Annotated in this window: 17 protein-coding genes; 10 read left to right on the top strand and 7 right to left on the bottom strand. The window is 71.4% G+C overall.

The window, feature by feature from the left end; genetic code table 11:
• Positions 1-5: 5 nt before the first annotated feature.
• Together BJ986_RS05735 and BJ986_RS05730 are read left to right on the top strand one after the other, a co-directional pair.
• The gene (locus BJ986_RS05735; protein WP_179421118.1) at positions 6-1,205 is read left to right on the top strand and encodes a pyrophosphate--fructose-6-phosphate 1-phosphotransferase; all 1,200 of its coding nucleotides are present in this window, start codon (positions 6-8) and stop codon (positions 1,203-1,205) included.
• Positions 1,206-1,218: 13 nt separating this feature from the next.
• A complete protein-coding gene (locus BJ986_RS05730; RefSeq protein WP_179421117.1) occupies positions 1,219-2,937 on the top strand; it encodes an AMP-binding protein in 1,719 nt (572 codons plus the stop codon).
• On the opposite strand, the gene BJ986_RS05725 is transcribed toward BJ986_RS05730, so the two are convergent.
• Genes BJ986_RS05725 through BJ986_RS05715 form a run of 3 tightly spaced genes read right to left on the bottom strand, consistent with a single transcriptional unit; the run spans position 2,927 to position 4,958 of the window.
• Positions 2,927-3,727 carry a hypothetical protein gene (locus tag BJ986_RS05725; protein ID WP_179421116.1) on the bottom strand — a complete coding sequence of 267 codons (801 nt, stop codon included), beginning with the start codon at positions 3,725-3,727 and terminating at the stop codon, positions 2,927-2,929. The two genes, BJ986_RS05730 and BJ986_RS05725, sit on opposite strands and share 11 nt — an antisense overlap.
• A 26-nt stretch (positions 3,728-3,753) precedes the next feature.
• Positions 3,754-4,302 (bottom strand): sigma-70 family RNA polymerase sigma factor, encoded by a 549-nt coding sequence (locus BJ986_RS05720; RefSeq protein ID WP_179421115.1) that lies wholly within the window; start codon positions 4,300-4,302, stop codon positions 3,754-3,756.
• Between the two features lie 59 nt (positions 4,303-4,361).
• Positions 4,362-4,958: a hypothetical protein gene (locus BJ986_RS05715; RefSeq protein ID WP_179421114.1), complete on the bottom strand. Its 597-nt coding sequence runs from the start codon at positions 4,956-4,958 to the stop codon at positions 4,362-4,364.
• A gap of 221 nt (positions 4,959-5,179) precedes the next feature.
• Here BJ986_RS05715 and BJ986_RS05710 point away from each other — a divergent pair, with 221 nt between their 5' ends.
• The 5 genes from BJ986_RS05710 to BJ986_RS05690 are packed head-to-tail and all read left to right on the top strand — an operon-like array spanning position 5,180 to position 9,118.
• Positions 5,180-6,421 carry a hypothetical protein gene (locus BJ986_RS05710; protein WP_179421113.1) on the top strand — a complete coding sequence of 414 codons (1,242 nt, stop codon included), beginning with the start codon at positions 5,180-5,182 and terminating at the stop codon, positions 6,419-6,421.
• Positions 6,421-6,879, top strand: coding sequence for a hypothetical protein (locus BJ986_RS05705; RefSeq protein WP_179421112.1), 459 nt, complete (start codon positions 6,421-6,423; stop codon positions 6,877-6,879). Before BJ986_RS05710 ends, BJ986_RS05705 begins: the two co-directional genes overlap by 1 nt.
• 7 nt (positions 6,880-6,886) lie before the next feature.
• Positions 6,887-7,597 (top strand): hypothetical protein, encoded by a 711-nt coding sequence (locus BJ986_RS05700; RefSeq protein WP_179421111.1) that lies wholly within the window; start codon positions 6,887-6,889, stop codon positions 7,595-7,597.
• A 5-nt stretch (positions 7,598-7,602) separates the two neighbouring features.
• Complete coding sequence (locus tag BJ986_RS05695) at positions 7,603-8,379, top strand: hypothetical protein (RefSeq protein WP_179421110.1); 777 nt, start codon at positions 7,603-7,605, stop codon at positions 8,377-8,379.
• A gap of 10 nt (positions 8,380-8,389) precedes the next feature.
• Complete coding sequence (locus BJ986_RS05690) at positions 8,390-9,118, top strand: hypothetical protein (RefSeq protein ID WP_179421109.1); 729 nt, start codon at positions 8,390-8,392, stop codon at positions 9,116-9,118.
• Here BJ986_RS05690 and BJ986_RS05685 read toward each other — a convergent pair.
• Both BJ986_RS05685 and BJ986_RS05680 read right to left on the bottom strand, forming a co-directional pair.
• A complete protein-coding gene (locus BJ986_RS05685) occupies positions 9,066-10,298 on the bottom strand; it encodes an NAD-dependent epimerase/dehydratase family protein (RefSeq protein ID WP_179421108.1) in 1,233 nt (410 codons plus the stop codon). The genes BJ986_RS05690 and BJ986_RS05685 overlap by 53 nt on opposite strands.
• Positions 10,295-12,253, bottom strand: coding sequence for a DUF362 domain-containing protein (locus BJ986_RS05680; protein ID WP_179421107.1), 1,959 nt, complete (start codon positions 12,251-12,253; stop codon positions 10,295-10,297). Before BJ986_RS05680 ends, BJ986_RS05685 begins: the two co-directional genes overlap by 4 nt.
• Before the next feature lie 58 nt (positions 12,254-12,311).
• Here BJ986_RS05680 and BJ986_RS05675 point away from each other — a divergent pair, with 58 nt between their 5' ends.
• Positions 12,312-12,560 carry a DUF2630 family protein gene (locus BJ986_RS05675; RefSeq protein ID WP_179421106.1) on the top strand — a complete coding sequence of 83 codons (249 nt, stop codon included), beginning with the start codon at positions 12,312-12,314 and terminating at the stop codon, positions 12,558-12,560.
• Between the two features lie 97 nt (positions 12,561-12,657).
• On the top strand, positions 12,658-12,807 hold the full coding sequence (locus BJ986_RS05670; RefSeq protein ID WP_179421105.1) for a hypothetical protein: 150 nt from the start codon (positions 12,658-12,660) through the stop codon (positions 12,805-12,807).
• A gap of 2 nt (positions 12,808-12,809) precedes the next feature.
• Here BJ986_RS05670 and BJ986_RS05665 read toward each other — a convergent pair whose 3' ends face one another.
• On the bottom strand, positions 12,810-13,463 hold the full coding sequence (locus tag BJ986_RS05665; protein WP_179421104.1) for an MBL fold metallo-hydrolase: 654 nt from the start codon (positions 13,461-13,463) through the stop codon (positions 12,810-12,812).
• A gap of 224 nt (positions 13,464-13,687) precedes the next feature.
• Between BJ986_RS05665 and BJ986_RS05660 the strand changes: the two genes are divergently transcribed.
• Positions 13,688-14,890 carry a YibE/F family protein gene (locus BJ986_RS05660; protein WP_179421103.1) on the top strand — a complete coding sequence of 401 codons (1,203 nt, stop codon included), beginning with the start codon at positions 13,688-13,690 and terminating at the stop codon, positions 14,888-14,890.
• Positions 14,891-14,921: 31 nt separating this feature from the next.
• Here BJ986_RS05660 and BJ986_RS05655 read toward each other — a convergent pair whose 3' ends face one another.
• Positions 14,922-15,233, bottom strand: a complete 312-nt coding sequence (locus BJ986_RS05655; RefSeq protein WP_179421102.1) for a hypothetical protein — start codon at positions 15,231-15,233, stop codon at positions 14,922-14,924.
• Positions 15,234-15,285 lie beyond the last annotated feature (52 nt).

Here is a 15,285-nt window from a genome sequence, read left to right as displayed (position 1 = left end):
GGCGCATGACCGTCAAGACCGTCGCCATGCTCACCGCCGGAGGCCTCGCACCGTGCCTCTCGTCCGCTGTCGGCGGGCTCATCGAGCGGTACTCCGAGGTCGCGCCGAACGTGCGCATCCTGGCCTACCGCAACGGGTACGCCGGTCTGCTCACGGGTGACTCCGTGGAGGTCACCGACGACGTGCGGACCACCGCCCACCGGCTGCACGGCTTCGGTGGCAGCCCGATCGGCAACAGCCGGGTCAAGCTCACCAACGTGGCCGACTGCGTCGAGCGCGGCCTCGTCCAGGAGGGTCAGGACCCCCTGCACGTCGCCGCCGAGCAGCTCACCCGCGACGGGGTCGACGTGCTGCACACGATCGGCGGCGACGACACCAACGGCACGGCGGCCGACCTCGCGGCCTACCTGCACTCCCATGGCTACGAGCTGACGGTCGTCGGGCTCCCCAAGACCATCGACAACGACGTGATCCCGATCCGGCAGTCGCTCGGCGCCTGGACGGCCGCCGAGCAGGGCGCCACGTTCGCGCGCAACGTGATCGCCGAGCACTCCGCCAACCCGCGGATGCTCATCGTGCACGAGGTGATGGGTCGTAACTGCGGATGGCTTACTGCCGCAACAGCTCTCGCGTACCACCAGTGGGTGCGGGGGTCGGAGTTCAGTGGCTGGCTCGACAACGCACCCGGACCGTGGGAAGTGCACGGTGTCTTCGTCCCCGAGCGCCCGCTGGACATCGCCAGCGAGGCCAAGCGGCTGAGTGCGGTCATGGACGAGCACGACTGCGTCAACCTCTTCGTCTCCGAGGGTGCAGGCGTCTCCGAGATCGTCGAGTCGATGGAGGCGAGCGGCCAGGAGGTGCCACGCGATCCGTTCGGCCACGTGCAGCTCGACAAGGTCAACCCCGGGGCGTGGTTCGCCAAGCAGTTCGCCGACCAGCTCGGCGCCGAGAAGGTGCTGGTCCAGAAGAGCGGCTACTTCGCGCGGTCTGCGGCGGCCAACGACGCGGATCTCGCCCTCATCAAGGACTGCACGACGTATGCCGTCGATGCAGCCCTGCGTGGGGAGTCCGGGGTCGTGGGCCACGACGAGGAGCGCGGCGACACCCTGCGCGCCATCGAGTTCGACCGGATCAAGGGCGGCAAGGCGTTCGACCACTCCGTCGACTGGTTCACCGCCCTGCTTGCTGACCTCGGGCAGGCGTAGCACAGTCGGTGCCATGGCACCCACCTCGACAGCCGAGCCCCGCCCCAGCACCACGGCATACCGACAGGCGCGTGACACGCTCGTCGCGCTCACCGGACAGCACGACCGCGCCGTCGCCGAGTTCCGCTGGCCGGAGGTGGGGGAGCGCTTCAGCTGGGCGATCGACTGGTTCGACCAGATCGCGCGCGGCAACGCCACGACGGCCTTGTGGATCGTCGAGGAGGACGGCTCCGAGCTCAAGCTGAGCTTCGACGAGCTGGCGACCCGCTCGGACCAGGTCGCCGTCTGGCTGTCGGGGCTCGGGGTGGCCAAGGGGGACCGGGTGCTGCTCATGCTCGGCAACCAGGTCGAGCTGTGGGAGACGATGCTCGGGGTGTTCAAGCTGGGCGCCGTCATCATGCCGACGACCGCCGCGCTCGGTCCGGCCGACCTTCGCGACCGGGTCGAGCGCGGGGGCGCCCGGGTCGTCGTGGCCAACGCCGCGGATTCCGCCAAGTTCGACGAAGTGCCGGGCGACTACCTGCGCGTGTGTGTCGGCGAGGCGGACGGCTGGCACGCCTACGCCGACGCGTATGCCGAGCAGCCCCACCCTTTCGAGACGGTCACCGCGTCCACGGATCCGCTGCTGCTCTACTTCACCTCGGGCACGACCAGCAAGCCGAAACTCGTTGAGCACACCCAGGTTTCGTACCCGGTCGGCCACCTGTCCACGATGTACTGGATCGGGGCCCGGCCGGGTGACGTCCATCTGGCCATCAGCTCGCCCGGCTGGGCCAAGCACGCCTGGTCGTGCTTCTTCGCCCCGTGGATCGCGGAGGCCACGATCTTCGTCTACAACTACACGCGGTTCGACGCGGGCCGGCTGCTGGACCAGATCCGTCGCGCCGGGGTGACGACGTTCTGCGCTCCCCCGACGGTCTGGCGGATGCTCATCCAGGCCGACCTCAGCGGTGGCAAGGGCGACCTGCGGGAGCTGCTCGCGGCCGGCGAACCCCTCAACCCCGAGGTGATCACCCAGGTCCAGCACGCGTGGGACCTGACCATCCGCGACGGGTACGGCCAGACCGAGACCACCCTGCAGATCGGCAACATCGCCGGTGAGCCCCTGAAGCCGGGGTCGATGGGGCGTCCCATGCCCGGGGTGCCGGTCGCGCTCCTCGACCCGCTCACGGGCGAGCTCGCCGACGAGGGGGAGATCGTCCTCGACCTGTCCCGGCACCCGGTCAACCTGATGACCGGCTACCTCGGCGACGAGGAGCGGCAGGCCGAGGCCATGGCCGGCGGCTACTACCACACCGGTGACGTGGCCCAGCGGGACTCGGACGGCTACATCACCTACATCGGCCGGACCGACGACGTGTTCAAGGCGAGCGACTACAAGGTGTCCCCGTTCGAGCTGGAGAGCGTGCTCATCGAGCACCCTGCGGTGGCCGAGGCGGCGGTCGTCCCGGCACCCGACCCGACCCGGCTCGCGGTGCCCAAGGCCTACATCGCCCTCGCGCCCGGCTGGGAGCCCGACGCGGAGACCGCGAAGGCGATCCTCGCGCACGCTCGTGGCCACCTCGCGCCCTACCTGCGCGTGCGGCGCATCGAGTTCTTCGAGCTGCCCAAGACGATCTCGGGCAAGATCCGCCGGGTCGAGCTGCGCGACCGGGAGCAGCGCGCCTTCGACGGGGGCCAGTCCCTGTCGCAGGAGTTCCGCGACGACCAGTTCCCCGACCTCAAGGCGTGACGCTGTCGCTCCCGGAGGCGCCGTCAGATCCTGAGCCGGGCCCTGAGCCGGGCCCTGAGCCCGAGCCGTCGTGGGAGGCGCCTGCCGTGTCGCCCGCCTCCTGGCCGCCAGTGCTCGTGCCCGATGACGTCCCGTCGCCTCCGGTGCTGGTGCCGCGGCTCGTCGACGACGCCTGGTCGTCGCCCCGCCCGGCGCCATCCTTCGCGTCACCCGGCTCGTTCGCCCGGGACGGATGGTCCGAGTCGTCACCGTGCTGGTGGACGGTGGGCACCGTGACGGGGCCGAGCTTGGCGTGGGGCCTGGTCGTCGACGGATCGGACGCGGCGTGAGTCGCCTCGTGTGAGGCCACTGCGAGGACGGGCAGCCTGGTCGGCGTGGTGGCGACCGGGTGCGGAGTCGTCGCCCTCGGGGGCGAGACCACCGCGGGCGGGGGAGCCGCGTGGCCTGCGTGCTCCCGTCCTCCGATGGTGCCGATGGCTGCCGCAGCCGTCGCGGTGGCGAGCAGGATGCCGGCGACGACCGTCGTCCCGGTCGCGACGTGGCGAGCGCTTCCCTGTCGGCGTCGGCCCAGTTCGTCTCCCGACACCGGCGACACGGTCGGCCCGAGGAGTCGGGCGAGCTCTCCCGTGGGCTCCGGTGCCGTCGTGACCAGGGCACGCAACGCCTCGAGGGTGGCATCGAGGGCGGGGTCGCCCGACGGCAGGGCACCCGTCAGGACCGCCTCGGCCGTGTCGGCGTCGAGATCGGGCTGGGGGGTGTGCTGACCCCCGTGCTGGGAAGGAGAGTTCATGTCGCTAGGTGTCATCGTCGGTCCGGTCATGGGGTTACGCCGTGTGCTCGGGCGGTCGTGCGCAGGGCCAGGAGACCGCGACGCTGGAGCTGTTTGACCGCGCCCACGCTGCGGCCGGTGGTGGCTGCCGTTTCCTCCAGGCTGAGGCCCGCCACGACTCGCAGGAGGACCACCTCGCGCTGACCCTCGTTGAGGGACTCGAGCAGCGCCACGGCCTGCTCCGAGCCGATCGCACGAACGGCGACAGCCTCCGCGGAGTCACTGGCTCGGTGGTCGTCCTCCGGCACATACGGCACGCTGACCGGTTGCCGTTGGCGGGCTCGCAGCTCGTCGACCAACCGCGCGTGCGCCAGGGAGAACGTGAACGTCCGCAGGCCTGCGGCGCCCCCGGTGAGCTCCGGCATGCGCTGGTACAACGTGAGGAACACGTCGTGGGTGAGGGCCTCCGGGTCTGCGGACCCATGGGCCCGCAGGTACCCGGCGACCCGGGGCGCCAGCGCGTCGTAGACCGACCGCAGCGCCCCGGGTTCACCCGCAATGGCAGCAGTGCTGAGCTCGTCGGTGAGCGCGTTCACGGTGTCAGCGTGGCAGTGCTCGGCGTCCGGTGTCAGAAAATGCGTCCTCGAAGCGTCCGTCAGTCGCCAGAGCCGTTGCCAGAGCCGTTGCCACCGCCGTTGCCACCGCCGTTGCCACCGCTGTCTCCGTTGTCGCCACCCTGGTCGCCGTGGCTGGTCGTCGAGCTGGAGGAAGGTCGCGGCGTGTGGTCTGCGTTCTCGCCCTGGTGGTCACCGGTCTGGCCCTGGTGGTCACCGTTCTGGCCCTGGTGGTCACCGTTCTGGCCGTCGTTGTCGCCGTGCTGGCCCTGGTGGTCGCCGTTCTGGCCGTCGTTGTCGCCGGACTCGGTGTGCGTCGCCGTGGAGGTGGGCGTGTCGGTCGCCGTAGCCGTGTGCGTGTGGGTCGGCTCGGAGGTCTCCGACGGGTCAGACGTCTCCGAGGACTTCGAGGGGTGCGAGGTCTCGGACTCGGTGGGCTCGGCGGTGTCGGTGGGTTCTGCCGTGTCGGTGGGCTCTGCGGTCTGGGTCGCGTCGGAGGCGCTCGAGGAGACGGCAGGCGTGGTCGGGGAGAAGGGGGCCGTGGCTGCCTGGGCGGCGCCGAACCCGACGGCACCGAGGACGGCTGCTGCTGCGCCGACGCCGATGATCTTGCGACGGAGGGGGAGAGTGCGGGCCATGACTGTCCTTAATCGCGGGGAAGGGGTTCCACAGGGGTCATCGCATCGTGGAGGCCGTGGGATACGCCAATTGACGTAGTTGACGAAGTCTTTACCCGGACGCGGACCCGATTGGTCTCACTGGGTGGTCCTTGAGCCCTTTCGAGGCCGTTGGACCCCGAGTACGGTGAAGTCGGCGGCCCGCCGGGACGCCGGGGTATTCGAGCAGGCCGGGGCTGCCAGTGCGGACCTACCCATATGCCTTTCACGTCGCCCTCGACGGCAACGGACTGAACGGTCTCGAGGGCAGGGCAGGCGTCTGCCTGTTCCACTACGACCCGGTCACCGGGGACCACGCCTACAAGGTCACCTACTTCTCCGGCGCTTCCGGCGGGCATGCGCCGAGTGTCGACCCCAGTAGGCGGATCGGCTTCCTGGGCAACACCGGTCAACACCTGCTCTTCTACGACCTGGCGACGCTGGAGGAGGCAGACCGGGTCTCGACCCTGCGCTTCGAGGTCCCCGACACGACGATCAAGGGAAGCACCCACGTCGTGTGGCTCGACGACACCCAGTTCGTCACGTCGATCGGCGAGCACCTGTGGAAGCTCGACGTGAACCGCCTGACCAAGGCCGAGCAGATCGCGCCGCACGGCCTCAAGATCCCCCACGCCATGAAGCGGACCGCGTCGGGCCGCTACATCGTCTACGGGGGGATGGACCACCCCACCAGGGGGGAGGCCAAGGAGGTCGGCATCCTCGACACGGTCACCGGCGAGGTGCGCCGGATCGTGCTGCCTACGACTTGCTGGCACGTGGTCTGCCACCCGGTCCTGGACGTCTTCTACGCGATCTCGTTCCGGGTCAACGCCGCCGACCGCTCCGACTGGGAGCACTGGGGTATGGCGTGGCTGCGGCAGTACGCCTTCGAGATCGACGCGGAGGACGGGCGCGTGGTGCGCCACTGGGCGGCCGACCGCGACCTGCCTGCCCACATCAACTCGGACGTGACGATCTCCGACTCCGAGCTCATCTTCTGCACCGGTGGCAGTCACACCGTGGTCTTCGTCGACCTGCTCACGCTGAGCCAGCACCGGCTGATCGACGAGCACCCGGGTGCGCTGGAGAGCCTTGCGCTCACCCGGCAGTCGGCGAGCACCCTGGCCGAGTCGGTGATGCGCGCGAACTTCTTCAGCAACTCCCAGCTGTATGCCGAGTCGCTGCGCGTCAGCCGCGGCGCCCTCGTCGACGGCATCTACGCCTGCCAGCTGTCGGCCGACCAGACCCTGCTCTTCACGGCCAACCGCGGTCAGAACCACATCACCGTCTACGACTACCCGTCCCTGGAGGTCCGAGACCGGATCGTCATGCCGGAGCTGCAGGAGTTCGACTCGCGCCTGGGGGCCTGGGGCGACCCCCGTCTGGGCTTCCACCACTCCTACCTCGTCAGTCCCGACGCACCACCTCCGGCAGGAGCACCCTGATGGCTGACTTCTCGATCGACACCACCGTCTTCGGCGGGAACACGTTCAGCTCCGATGTCACCGCGGATGTCACTTCGACCCTCACGGGGCTCGATGACATGAAGCTCACCCTCGCCGGGGGCACCACGAACACCAACAACGGAGAGAACACCGTCCACACCGACTCGAAGCTCACCCTCGAACCCGTCACGACGACGTCGACGGTCAACACCACGTCGCGGATCGACTCCGGCTCGAGCGTCGACAGCACGGCGACGGTCGACCTCAAGCCCGTCGCGGTGGACACCTGCGTCCGGCTCGAGCTGGGTCCCCCGCCGGCGACCGAGGTCTGCACGCCCTACGAACAGACGTGGGGCTGGTCCGTGCTCGGGCTCGAGCTCTTCGCCATCACCGTGCGCGGCAGCACGACGATGCACGTGCGGCCCGAGCACCACGGCCCTGTCGTGATCGACCTGTGAGCCCGCCGTGACGACCGCACCCCGCAGACCCACGACGCCGACCGCGTCCGCTCCGGCAACCAAGTCCACCCCCGCCAGGAAGCGCGCTGCCGCGAGGAAGCCCGCGCCGGACCAGATCGTCCTGACCGGGCCCCCGAAGCTGTTGCGCGCCACCGTCTCGGTCCAGAACGCCGTCGACCAGCGGGTCGCGGTCCGGGGACTGACGCTGCACCGCGAGGGTCGAAAGGCCGTGAGCGGCGTCGGCGCGGCCGTCATCGCCCCCGGCGCCACCGCCGACCTTCCCGTGACGTTCCGGCTCGAGCCCGACACCCCGCCCGGCGAGTATGCCGCGGAGGTCGAGGTCGGAGGCATCCGTCGGGACGCCGTGCTGCGGGTCGAGCCTGACCTGTCGATGCACGTCTCACCGCGGCGGGTCCTCGCCGAGCCCGGACGGCACGCGCTCACCCTGACGGTCTCGAACGACGGGAACCTCGCCATCCCACTGGCCGCGATCGTGCGCGCCGCCACCGACGACGGCAGCCCCGACCCCGCCGCCGGTCCCGACGTCACCGTCACGCTGACCGCCGGGACGACCGTCGCCCCCGGCACCACCGCCGTCCTCGAGGGGCACGTCACGGTGCCCGCCGAGCTCGACCCGACCCGGCGGCATACCGCGCGGATCCCTGTCGGCACAGCCGATCTCGACGTCATCATCCTGCCCCGCGACCCATCGGAGTGATCACCATGAGCACGACCACACCCGACTACCTCACGACCCTGCGCGACAGCTTCACCGGCGCCATGCAGCAGTGGGTCGACCAGTCGACCACGGCTTGGGACCAGTGGTCGCAGGCCTGGTCGCCGATGGTCGCCGCCGTCGGCTTCCGGGTGCCGGCAGCTCCCGGCACCCCGACCGGCCACCGTCACCAGGGCGGTCACCACCATGACAGTCACCGCCATGGGCATCACGATGGGTGCGGCTGCCGCGACACCTGCGAGTGCTGCGTGCCCGAGGCCGATGTCGTCGTCCACGCCAGGGCTGGCGAGGTGCGCGTGGTGCCGTTCCGGCTGCACAACCCGTGGCGCCGCGAGCGCGAGGTGACCCTGGAGGTCGGGCCCTGGCACGGCTGCGCGGGCGATGACCTCCAGATCCGTGCCGTCCTGGAGGACGACAAGGTCGTCCTCGGGCCCTGCGAGGACCGCGTCGTCCGGCTGCTCGTCTCGACCCGCGGCTCAGCCGGCGACGGGTCGAACACGACGGGCACGACGAGCACCACCAACACCACGGACACGACGAACACCAAGGACACCAAGGTCACGAAGGACGGCACCACGGCCGCGGTGCCCGGAGACGTCATGGTCGGCCGGTTCGGTGGCGCGACGGACGTGCGGTCGTGCGAGAGCGCCTACGCCGACGTCCGCTTCGAGGGGTGCGCGAGGCCGCAGCGAGTGGCCGTGGTCGTGCTCCCGACGGACTGTGACGCCGTCGAGGTCGGGTGTGACTGCGGATGCTGCTGCTAGGAGGATCGAGATGACCGACTCGAACGACCCCAGGGCCGCGAACAACGCTGCCGCCGCGGACGAGACCCTGGCGCGCATCACCGAGCTCGCCCGGCAGGCGTTGCAGGCCCAGGCTGCGCTGGCCAAGCAGTCCCTCGAGCTGGGTCGGGCCACCCTGTCCGGCGACGTGGACCGTTCGTCGACGAGCCGGGCCTACCTCGACGCAGTCAGCCGCGAGGGTGCGCGCTACTGGCGAGAGGCAGGCGCACTCGGCTTCGACTACGCCAGCGAGCTGATGGCCCTGGGGACGCGGAGCGCGGCCCGGATCATCAGCGACGCCACCACCGCCGGGTCAGGCGCGCGCAGCCGGCGCGGGCCTGTCGGGACGCACAACGGCTCCCCACCGCCCGCGCCCCCACCCGTGGCCGACGACGCGGTACGCCGTGCGAGTGTGTTGCTGCGCGCTGCTGTCGGGCAGACGGCGCAGTCATCGGTCACCGTGGTGAACCACCACCCGCGGGCCCGTCGGGTCGAGCTGGAGCCGAGCGAGCTGCGTGACGCCACCGGCACGGTGGTCGCCGTGACCCTGCGCGTCGACCCCGACCGGGTCACCATCCCGGCCGGTGGTGAGTACCAGGTGCGGATCGAGGCCGACCTCGACCAGGACATCGTCCAGCCGGGGCAGCAGTACGTCGGGAGCGTGGTGGTCAGCGGCGGCGACGAGGCCACGCTGGAGGTGACCGTCGAGGTCGCCGACTGAGGCCCTCCGCCCCCGCGCCGGCTGCGCCCGCGCCGGTCGCGCCCGCGCCGGTCGCGCCCGCGCCGGCCGCGCCCGCGCCGGCCGTCCCCGCGCCGGCCGTCCCCGTCGGCGCACCCAGCGGAGCGGGCACGAGCTCCCGCGCGGCGCGCACCTCGGGGTGCAGGCGCAGGCCCTCCCGCGCCCACCGGGGCAGGTCGAGGCTGACCGCCAGCCACGCGAGGGACGCGGCGACGGTGGCGCGAGCCGGCCGCGCGGCATACCCGAGGTCGTGGGCCTTGGACGAGGTGTACCAGTAGTACCGGCCGACGGTGGATGCCTCGTCGCGCGTGGTCAGCGGTGTCGCGCCCTGCAAGCCGGCCACCCACTCCGCAGCGGCGGACAGGGCCCACGCGCTCCCGGCAGGCATCTCGGCAAACGGTCCCGGCAGCCCCGCGAGGTCGGAGACCAGGGTGTGCAGCATCCGCCAGCTCACGTCTTCGCCGCCGAGCAGGTAGCGCTCGCCCGCGACGCCGTGCTCGAGCAGGGCGACGTGGCCGACGCCGACGTCGCGGGCGTCGACGACGTTGCAGCCGCCGGCGAAGGTGCTGCGGGTGGGGTCGAGCAGGTAGCGCAGCACGATGGCGTTGCTCGGCGCGAGGCGGGTGAACGGGCCGCCGAGCACGACGGTGGGCAGCGCCAGGACCACCGGTATGCCGAGCCGTTGCCCGGTCTCCAGGGCCACCTGCTCCTGGGCGACCTTGCTGGCGTAGTAAGGGGGCGCCGGTTCGGTGCCGAGGTGGTCGCGTTCGGACCTGGTCCGGGGGAGCAGGCTCGAGCCGCAGGTGACCGACGAGGTCGTGACGACGACCCGGGAGACGCCGGCCGCGACGGCCGCCTCGAGGACGGCGCGGGTGCCCTCGGCGTTGACCTGCTCGACCTCGCCCGCGCGCGAGGCGCCGAAGGCGTAGACCGCGGCGCAGTGGACCAGGGCCTCACAGCCCCGCAAGGCCCTGGTGAGGGCCTCGCTGTCGGTGAGGCTCGCGGTCACCGCCGGCACCGGTTGGCCGCCGACCAGGAGCGTGGCCCCGCGGCGCTGCGGATCGGGACGGGTGACGGCCCGCACCTCGTGACCGGCAGCGAGGGCCGCGCGTGAGACCTGGCCGCCGACCATGCCCGTGGCACCGGTGACCGCGATCCTCACCGCTGCCCCCTGACGTGCCGGAAGCCGTGGGCGTCGACCTGGTCCTGCGTCGCCGAGGCCGGCCCACGCGGGTCGGCGGGATCACCGATCCACTGGCTGAACGCACCGAGCAGGAGCTCGAGTGACTGGGTCAGCAGCGGTTCGGTGGGATCCATCGGCGGCCGCCCGATGCGGAACTCGCGTCCCTCGAAACAGGCTTCCAGGTTGTCGAAGGTGGTCGTGAAGAAGCGGCGGTAGGCCTCCTCGAGGAGCGGGTTGCGCAGCTCGGGGAGCGCCGCCAGGTCCACCCCGGCCCAGGCCGCGGGGAGGGCGAACAGCTGTCGGCCACGCACGACCGCGAGGGTGCCCGACGGTTTGCGGCTGAAGGTCAGGCTGCCATCGTCGAACTCGGCAGAACCGTTGGGGCTGTGGACGGTTCGCCAGGTGAGCTGGTGCCGGTCGGCGCTGCGCTCGACGAGCTCGAGCTTGCAGACGTCGATCGGTTCGCCGCCCCAGGCGGCCAGGTAGTTGGGCTGCGGGAGGTAGAGGTTGCGCTCGGCCTGACGGGCGCTGGTGGTCCTGCCGGGTCCAGCCGGCGTCCCGGACGCGCCGGTGGGACCGGGCAGGACCACCCGCCGACCGCCAACGTAGTCGGCCATCAGGCTGATGCCGACGGCCACGTCCACGCGGGCGACGAACTCGTCGAAGTCGGCACGGATCTCCCGACCCACCTCGAAGACCGTGGCGCCGTCGACGAGTCGCCAGCGCATGCCGTCGGCGTTCTCGGCCACCCCCTCCAGGAGCGCCCCGAAGGGCTCCACCCAGGCCGGGAGCCCGTCGAAGGCCTCGTCCGGGTATGCCGCGGGGTCGAAACCCAGCGGCACCTCCCGTCGGTCGACGGTCGCCTTGTCCACCCCCGTCGCCCAGGCGAGCGCCCCTTGCCGGAGGGTGGCGACGCTCCCCAGGAAGGTCGCGAGGGGCAGGTGCCCGACCGGGTCGTCCGCGGCCCCGACGAGCGGCGTCACCACCCCTCGGACGCTGGCCAGCACCGGGTCAGCGGACGTGGCCCCCTCGTCGGGACCTCCGATGGCGGCGCTGAGGACCCGTGCAAGTCGTGGCTCGGCCGCCACCGACCGCGCGGCCGCCCGGGCCAGGGGGTGGGCCGCGTGGGCGCCGTCCAGCGGCGCCAGCAGTCCGTCAGTGCGGCCATCGGGCGTGCCGTGGTCCAGGATCGCCCGCTGCACCAGGCCTGACGCGGAGCGGTCCAGTCCCAGCAGGGCGGCGCACGCGCTGTCTGCGGCGAGGACCTCGGTCGCGACGACGAGCGCCCGGCTGTCGATGGTCTTGGGGAGGCGGGCGCCGTCCGGCCCGACGCTGGCCGAGAGCGCGTCCACCACCGCGAGCGTGGGTGGGAGGTGTCGCAGCAGGTCGGTGGCGACGTCGGCGGGGTCCGCTCCGGCCACCTCCGGTGCCGCGCCCGACAGCGTCGCCAGGCACGCGGCATACCCGTGCACGAGGTCGGTGACGGCGCGGCCGACGACCACCCGCGACCCCGCCTCGGCCCACCGTCGCGAGACCTGGTGGCCCGACAGCACGCTGGCCTCCGGCACCGGCGCGGGCACGAGCTCGGCGCCGAGGTCGACCACCTCGTAGGACCGGCCGCGGGGAGTGCGCCCGAGCAGGCCGGCCAGACGCGCCAGCTCCGCGACCGAGTGGTGACCTCGGTCCCTGTCGTAGGCGTGCAGGCTCGAGCCGACGGCCACAGGTTGGCAGCCCGCCTCGTGCAGGAGGTCGACCACGGCATGGACGACCGCGGCGCTCGCGGGCGTCGGCTGGCACAGACGCACCAGCACGACCGCTGCTCCCTGCCACGGCGACGTCAGCCGGCTGGCGGCCGAGGCGAGGGCATCGGCATCCACGCCCCTGACCACGACGCAGGCCAGCGGATCCCGGCTCGGCACGACCCCTGGTGCCACCCGTCCATGAAACCAGCGCGCTCTCGCCAGCGACAGGGGGCGGTGCCATAGTGATCGGGTGGCCGACGACATCGACATCCAGCAGCACATCCGGGGACTCATCGACGAGGAGCACAGCCTGCGCGGCAAGCTGGGAGTCGGCGAGATCAGCGTCGAGGAGGAGAACCAGCGGCTTCGGACCCTCGAGGTCGAGCTCGACCAGTGCTGGGACCTGCTGCGCCAGAGGCGCGCCAAGCGCGAGTTCGGGGAGGACCCGTCCGGTGCTCAGGTGCGCGACGCCGGCACGGTGGAGAACTACCGGGGCTGAGGCGCCTGAGCGCACGGACGGCGTGGCGGACTGGACAGATCGGGGAGGAGTCCTACCCTCGAAACAGGCCGGTACTCATCCGCAAGGGGGTGCGCCGATGCGCACAGCACTCGCTCAACTGCACGTGCCCCACCACGAGACGCGCTGGTGGCTGAGCCACAGCGCGGTCGCCATTGCCGTCGGGGCCCTGCTCGTCTATGCCGCGGCCGTCCTGCTGGTCGTCGCCGGCGTGCTGCTCCTCACCTGACCTCACCAGCCGCGGTCGATCCACTCCTGCAGGTGGGGCAGCTCTGCCCCGATGACGGTCGAGTCGCCGTGCCCGGGCAGGACCACCGTCTCCGCCGGCAGGCTGAACAGGCGCTCGCGGACCGACTCGATGATCGTGGGGAAGTCGCTGTAGTCGTGCCGCGTCGCTCCGGGGCCCCCGGGGAACAACGTGTCGCCGGTGAAGACGACGCCGAGGGAGGGGGCGTGGAAGCAGCACGATCCGGGCGTGTGGCCGGGCGTGTGCAGCACGTGCAGCTCGACGTCGCCGACAGTCAGCGTCTGGCCGTCGGCCAGCTCGCCGTCCGGGGTGACGGGATACAGCTCGTCCCAGAGGAACCGGTCGCGGGGGTGCAGGTATGCCGGGGCGCGGGTGCCGTCGCAGACCTCACCGACCGCGTCGAGGTGGTCGAAGTGGCCGTGGGTGATGAGGACTCCCTGGACGCGCTGCTCGCGCGGGATCGACTTCACGATGGCGTGGCCGTCGTGCCCGGCGTCGATGACCAGGCACTCGCGGTCGTTGCCGATGACCCAGGTGTTGTTCTCGAGGGTCATGGCGCCCTCGGGTCGGTCGAAGGTGCCTGCGGTGACGACGCGCTGGATGCGCACGCCGCCCGGCGAAGGTGCGATGTCCGGCATACCTCCATCCTCGCGCATCCAGCAGTGGGTGGCCTCACGGGCCTCGTCACGACGCGACGGGGGTCGGTTCCGACTGCGCCGGCTCTCAGCAAGCGGCCTCGCGTCCACCGAGGTGGACGCGCCCTTAGGCTGTGACGCGTCGTTCGAGCGGAAGGCTGGTCATGGGCGGATCTCACAGGCACCGGGAGGGGGCCCATCCGCCGACTCCACTGTGGATGAGAGTCGTGCTTGCCGGGGTGGTCCTGGTCCTCGCCTTGGCCACCGCGGTCGGCATGTGGCTGCTGCGACCGACGGGGGTAGGGCGCCCCACCGTGAAGGCGAGCGTCGCAGTCGGCGTCCAGTACATGCATGGTGACGTCACCGCGATCGCGCCGCTGAGCTGCGATGACTTCGGGGCTCCGCCATCCCTGACGCACCCGTCTGCGAAGGACGCCAAGTGTGGCCGTGCCCAGGTGAAGCTCACCTCGGGGCCGGAGCAGGGCTCCGTGGTCACCGTGGACCTGCCACCCGACGCGCGTCGCGCGGGGGTCGGGGTGAGCCTGGTGATCATGAAGGTTCCCGGGCCGGGGGAGGGCTCGCCCTACACGTTCTACGACATCGAGAGGGGCACTCCGCTGGCCCTCCTGGTCGCGGCGTTCGCGCTCACGGTGGTCGTGGTGGCGCGGTGGAGGGGCCTTCGGTCACTCATCGGTCTGGCGCTCGCCGCGGCAGTCGTCGTCGAGTACCTCCTGCCGGGGCTGCTCGAGGGACACAACCCGGTCGCGCTGGGCCTGGTCTCCTCGGCGGCCATCATGATCGTCGTCCTGTACGTCGCCCACGGCGTCTCGGCTCGCACGACGACCGCCCTTCTGGGCACGTTCGCGGGGTTGGGCATCACGGCGGGCATGGGAGCCCTGGCGGTCGCGTGGGCGCACCTCAATGGCGTGAGCAGCGATGACAACGCGGCCCTGCAGCAGGCGGCCCAGCAGCTCGACCTGCGCAACCTGCTCACCTGCGGGATCATCCTGGCCGGCCTCGGCATCCTCAACGACGTGACGATCACGCAGAGCTCGGCGGTGTGGGAGCTGTACGACGCGGCGCCGCACCTGCCGCCGTTGCGCCTCTACCGACAGGCCATGCGCATCGGGCGTGACCACATCGCGTCCACCGTCTACACCGTCGTCTTCGCGTATGCCGGCGCGGCACTTCCGGTGCTGCTCCTGATCAGCCTGGTGAACCAGCCGGTGTCACGGATCCTGACCAGCGCTGACATCAGCGAGGAGATCGTCCGGACGATGGCCAGCGGCATCGGACTCGTCCTCGCGGTGCCGGCCACGACCGCCCTCGCGACACTGGTCGTGAGGTCCCTTCAGCGGGCCGAGGCGCGGTCCGCGGAGCAGGTGTCGGCGCCGCGCGAGACCCGCGCGCGGGTAGGTGCAGACGCCTAGGGCCGGACGCCTAGGCGCCGGATGCAGGGCTCTAGGTTGACGGCTGGAGGTCGGTCTTCTCGATCACCTTCTCGGCGACGGCTTCAGGAATGTCGTCCTCCTGGGCCTTCTCCGCGTCCTCCTGCTGCTTGACCTCGACGCGGGCGGCTTGCCATGCGGACCAATGGCCGGAGACCAGGGCCCAGAGGGAGAGGGCGGACACGTAGACGACCGAGTTCAGCCAGCCCATCATCAACGAGATCGGGATCATGACTATCCAGAAGACGGCCAGCCAGCCGTTGACCCGACGCATGAACACGGGGTCTCCCTGCACCATTGCCCAGATGGACTTCACGCCACCCATTTCCGCAGCCTCCTCCTGGGCCGCAGCCGGCCCTCAGGAGGGACATTTACCA

This window comes from Pedococcus badiiscoriae, assembly GCF_013408925.1.
Classification (GTDB): Bacteria; Actinomycetota; Actinomycetes; order Actinomycetales; family Dermatophilaceae; genus Pedococcus; species Pedococcus badiiscoriae.
Note: the sequence above shows the minus strand (reverse complement) of the source record. Positions and strands in the feature narration are given on the sequence as shown.

Excerpts from the sequence above, each read along its gene's own strand:
- BJ986_RS05730 (WP_179421117.1), top strand. The coding sequence starts at position 1,219 with ATGGCACCCACCTCGACAGCCGAGCCCCGCCCCAGCACCACGGCATAC.
- BJ986_RS05655 (WP_179421102.1), bottom strand. The coding sequence starts at position 15,233 with ATGGGTGGCGTGAAGTCCATCTGGGCAATGGTGCAGGGAGACCCCGTG.
- BJ986_RS05695 (WP_179421110.1), top strand. The coding sequence starts at position 7,603 with ATGAGCACGACCACACCCGACTACCTCACGACCCTGCGCGACAGCTTC.
- BJ986_RS05665 (WP_179421104.1), bottom strand. The coding sequence starts at position 13,463 with ATGCCGGACATCGCACCTTCGCCGGGCGGCGTGCGCATCCAGCGCGTC.
- BJ986_RS05715 (WP_179421114.1), bottom strand. The coding sequence starts at position 4,958 with ATGGCCCGCACTCTCCCCCTCCGTCGCAAGATCATCGGCGTCGGCGCA.
- BJ986_RS05670 (WP_179421105.1), top strand. The coding sequence starts at position 12,658 with ATGCGCACAGCACTCGCTCAACTGCACGTGCCCCACCACGAGACGCGC.
- BJ986_RS05725 (WP_179421116.1), bottom strand. The coding sequence starts at position 3,727 with ATGAACTCTCCTTCCCAGCACGGGGGTCAGCACACCCCCCAGCCCGAT.
- BJ986_RS05705 (WP_179421112.1), top strand. The coding sequence starts at position 6,421 with ATGGCTGACTTCTCGATCGACACCACCGTCTTCGGCGGGAACACGTTC.
- BJ986_RS05735 (WP_179421118.1), top strand. The coding sequence starts at position 6 with ATGACCGTCAAGACCGTCGCCATGCTCACCGCCGGAGGCCTCGCACCG.
- BJ986_RS05690 (WP_179421109.1), top strand. The coding sequence starts at position 8,390 with ATGACCGACTCGAACGACCCCAGGGCCGCGAACAACGCTGCCGCCGCG.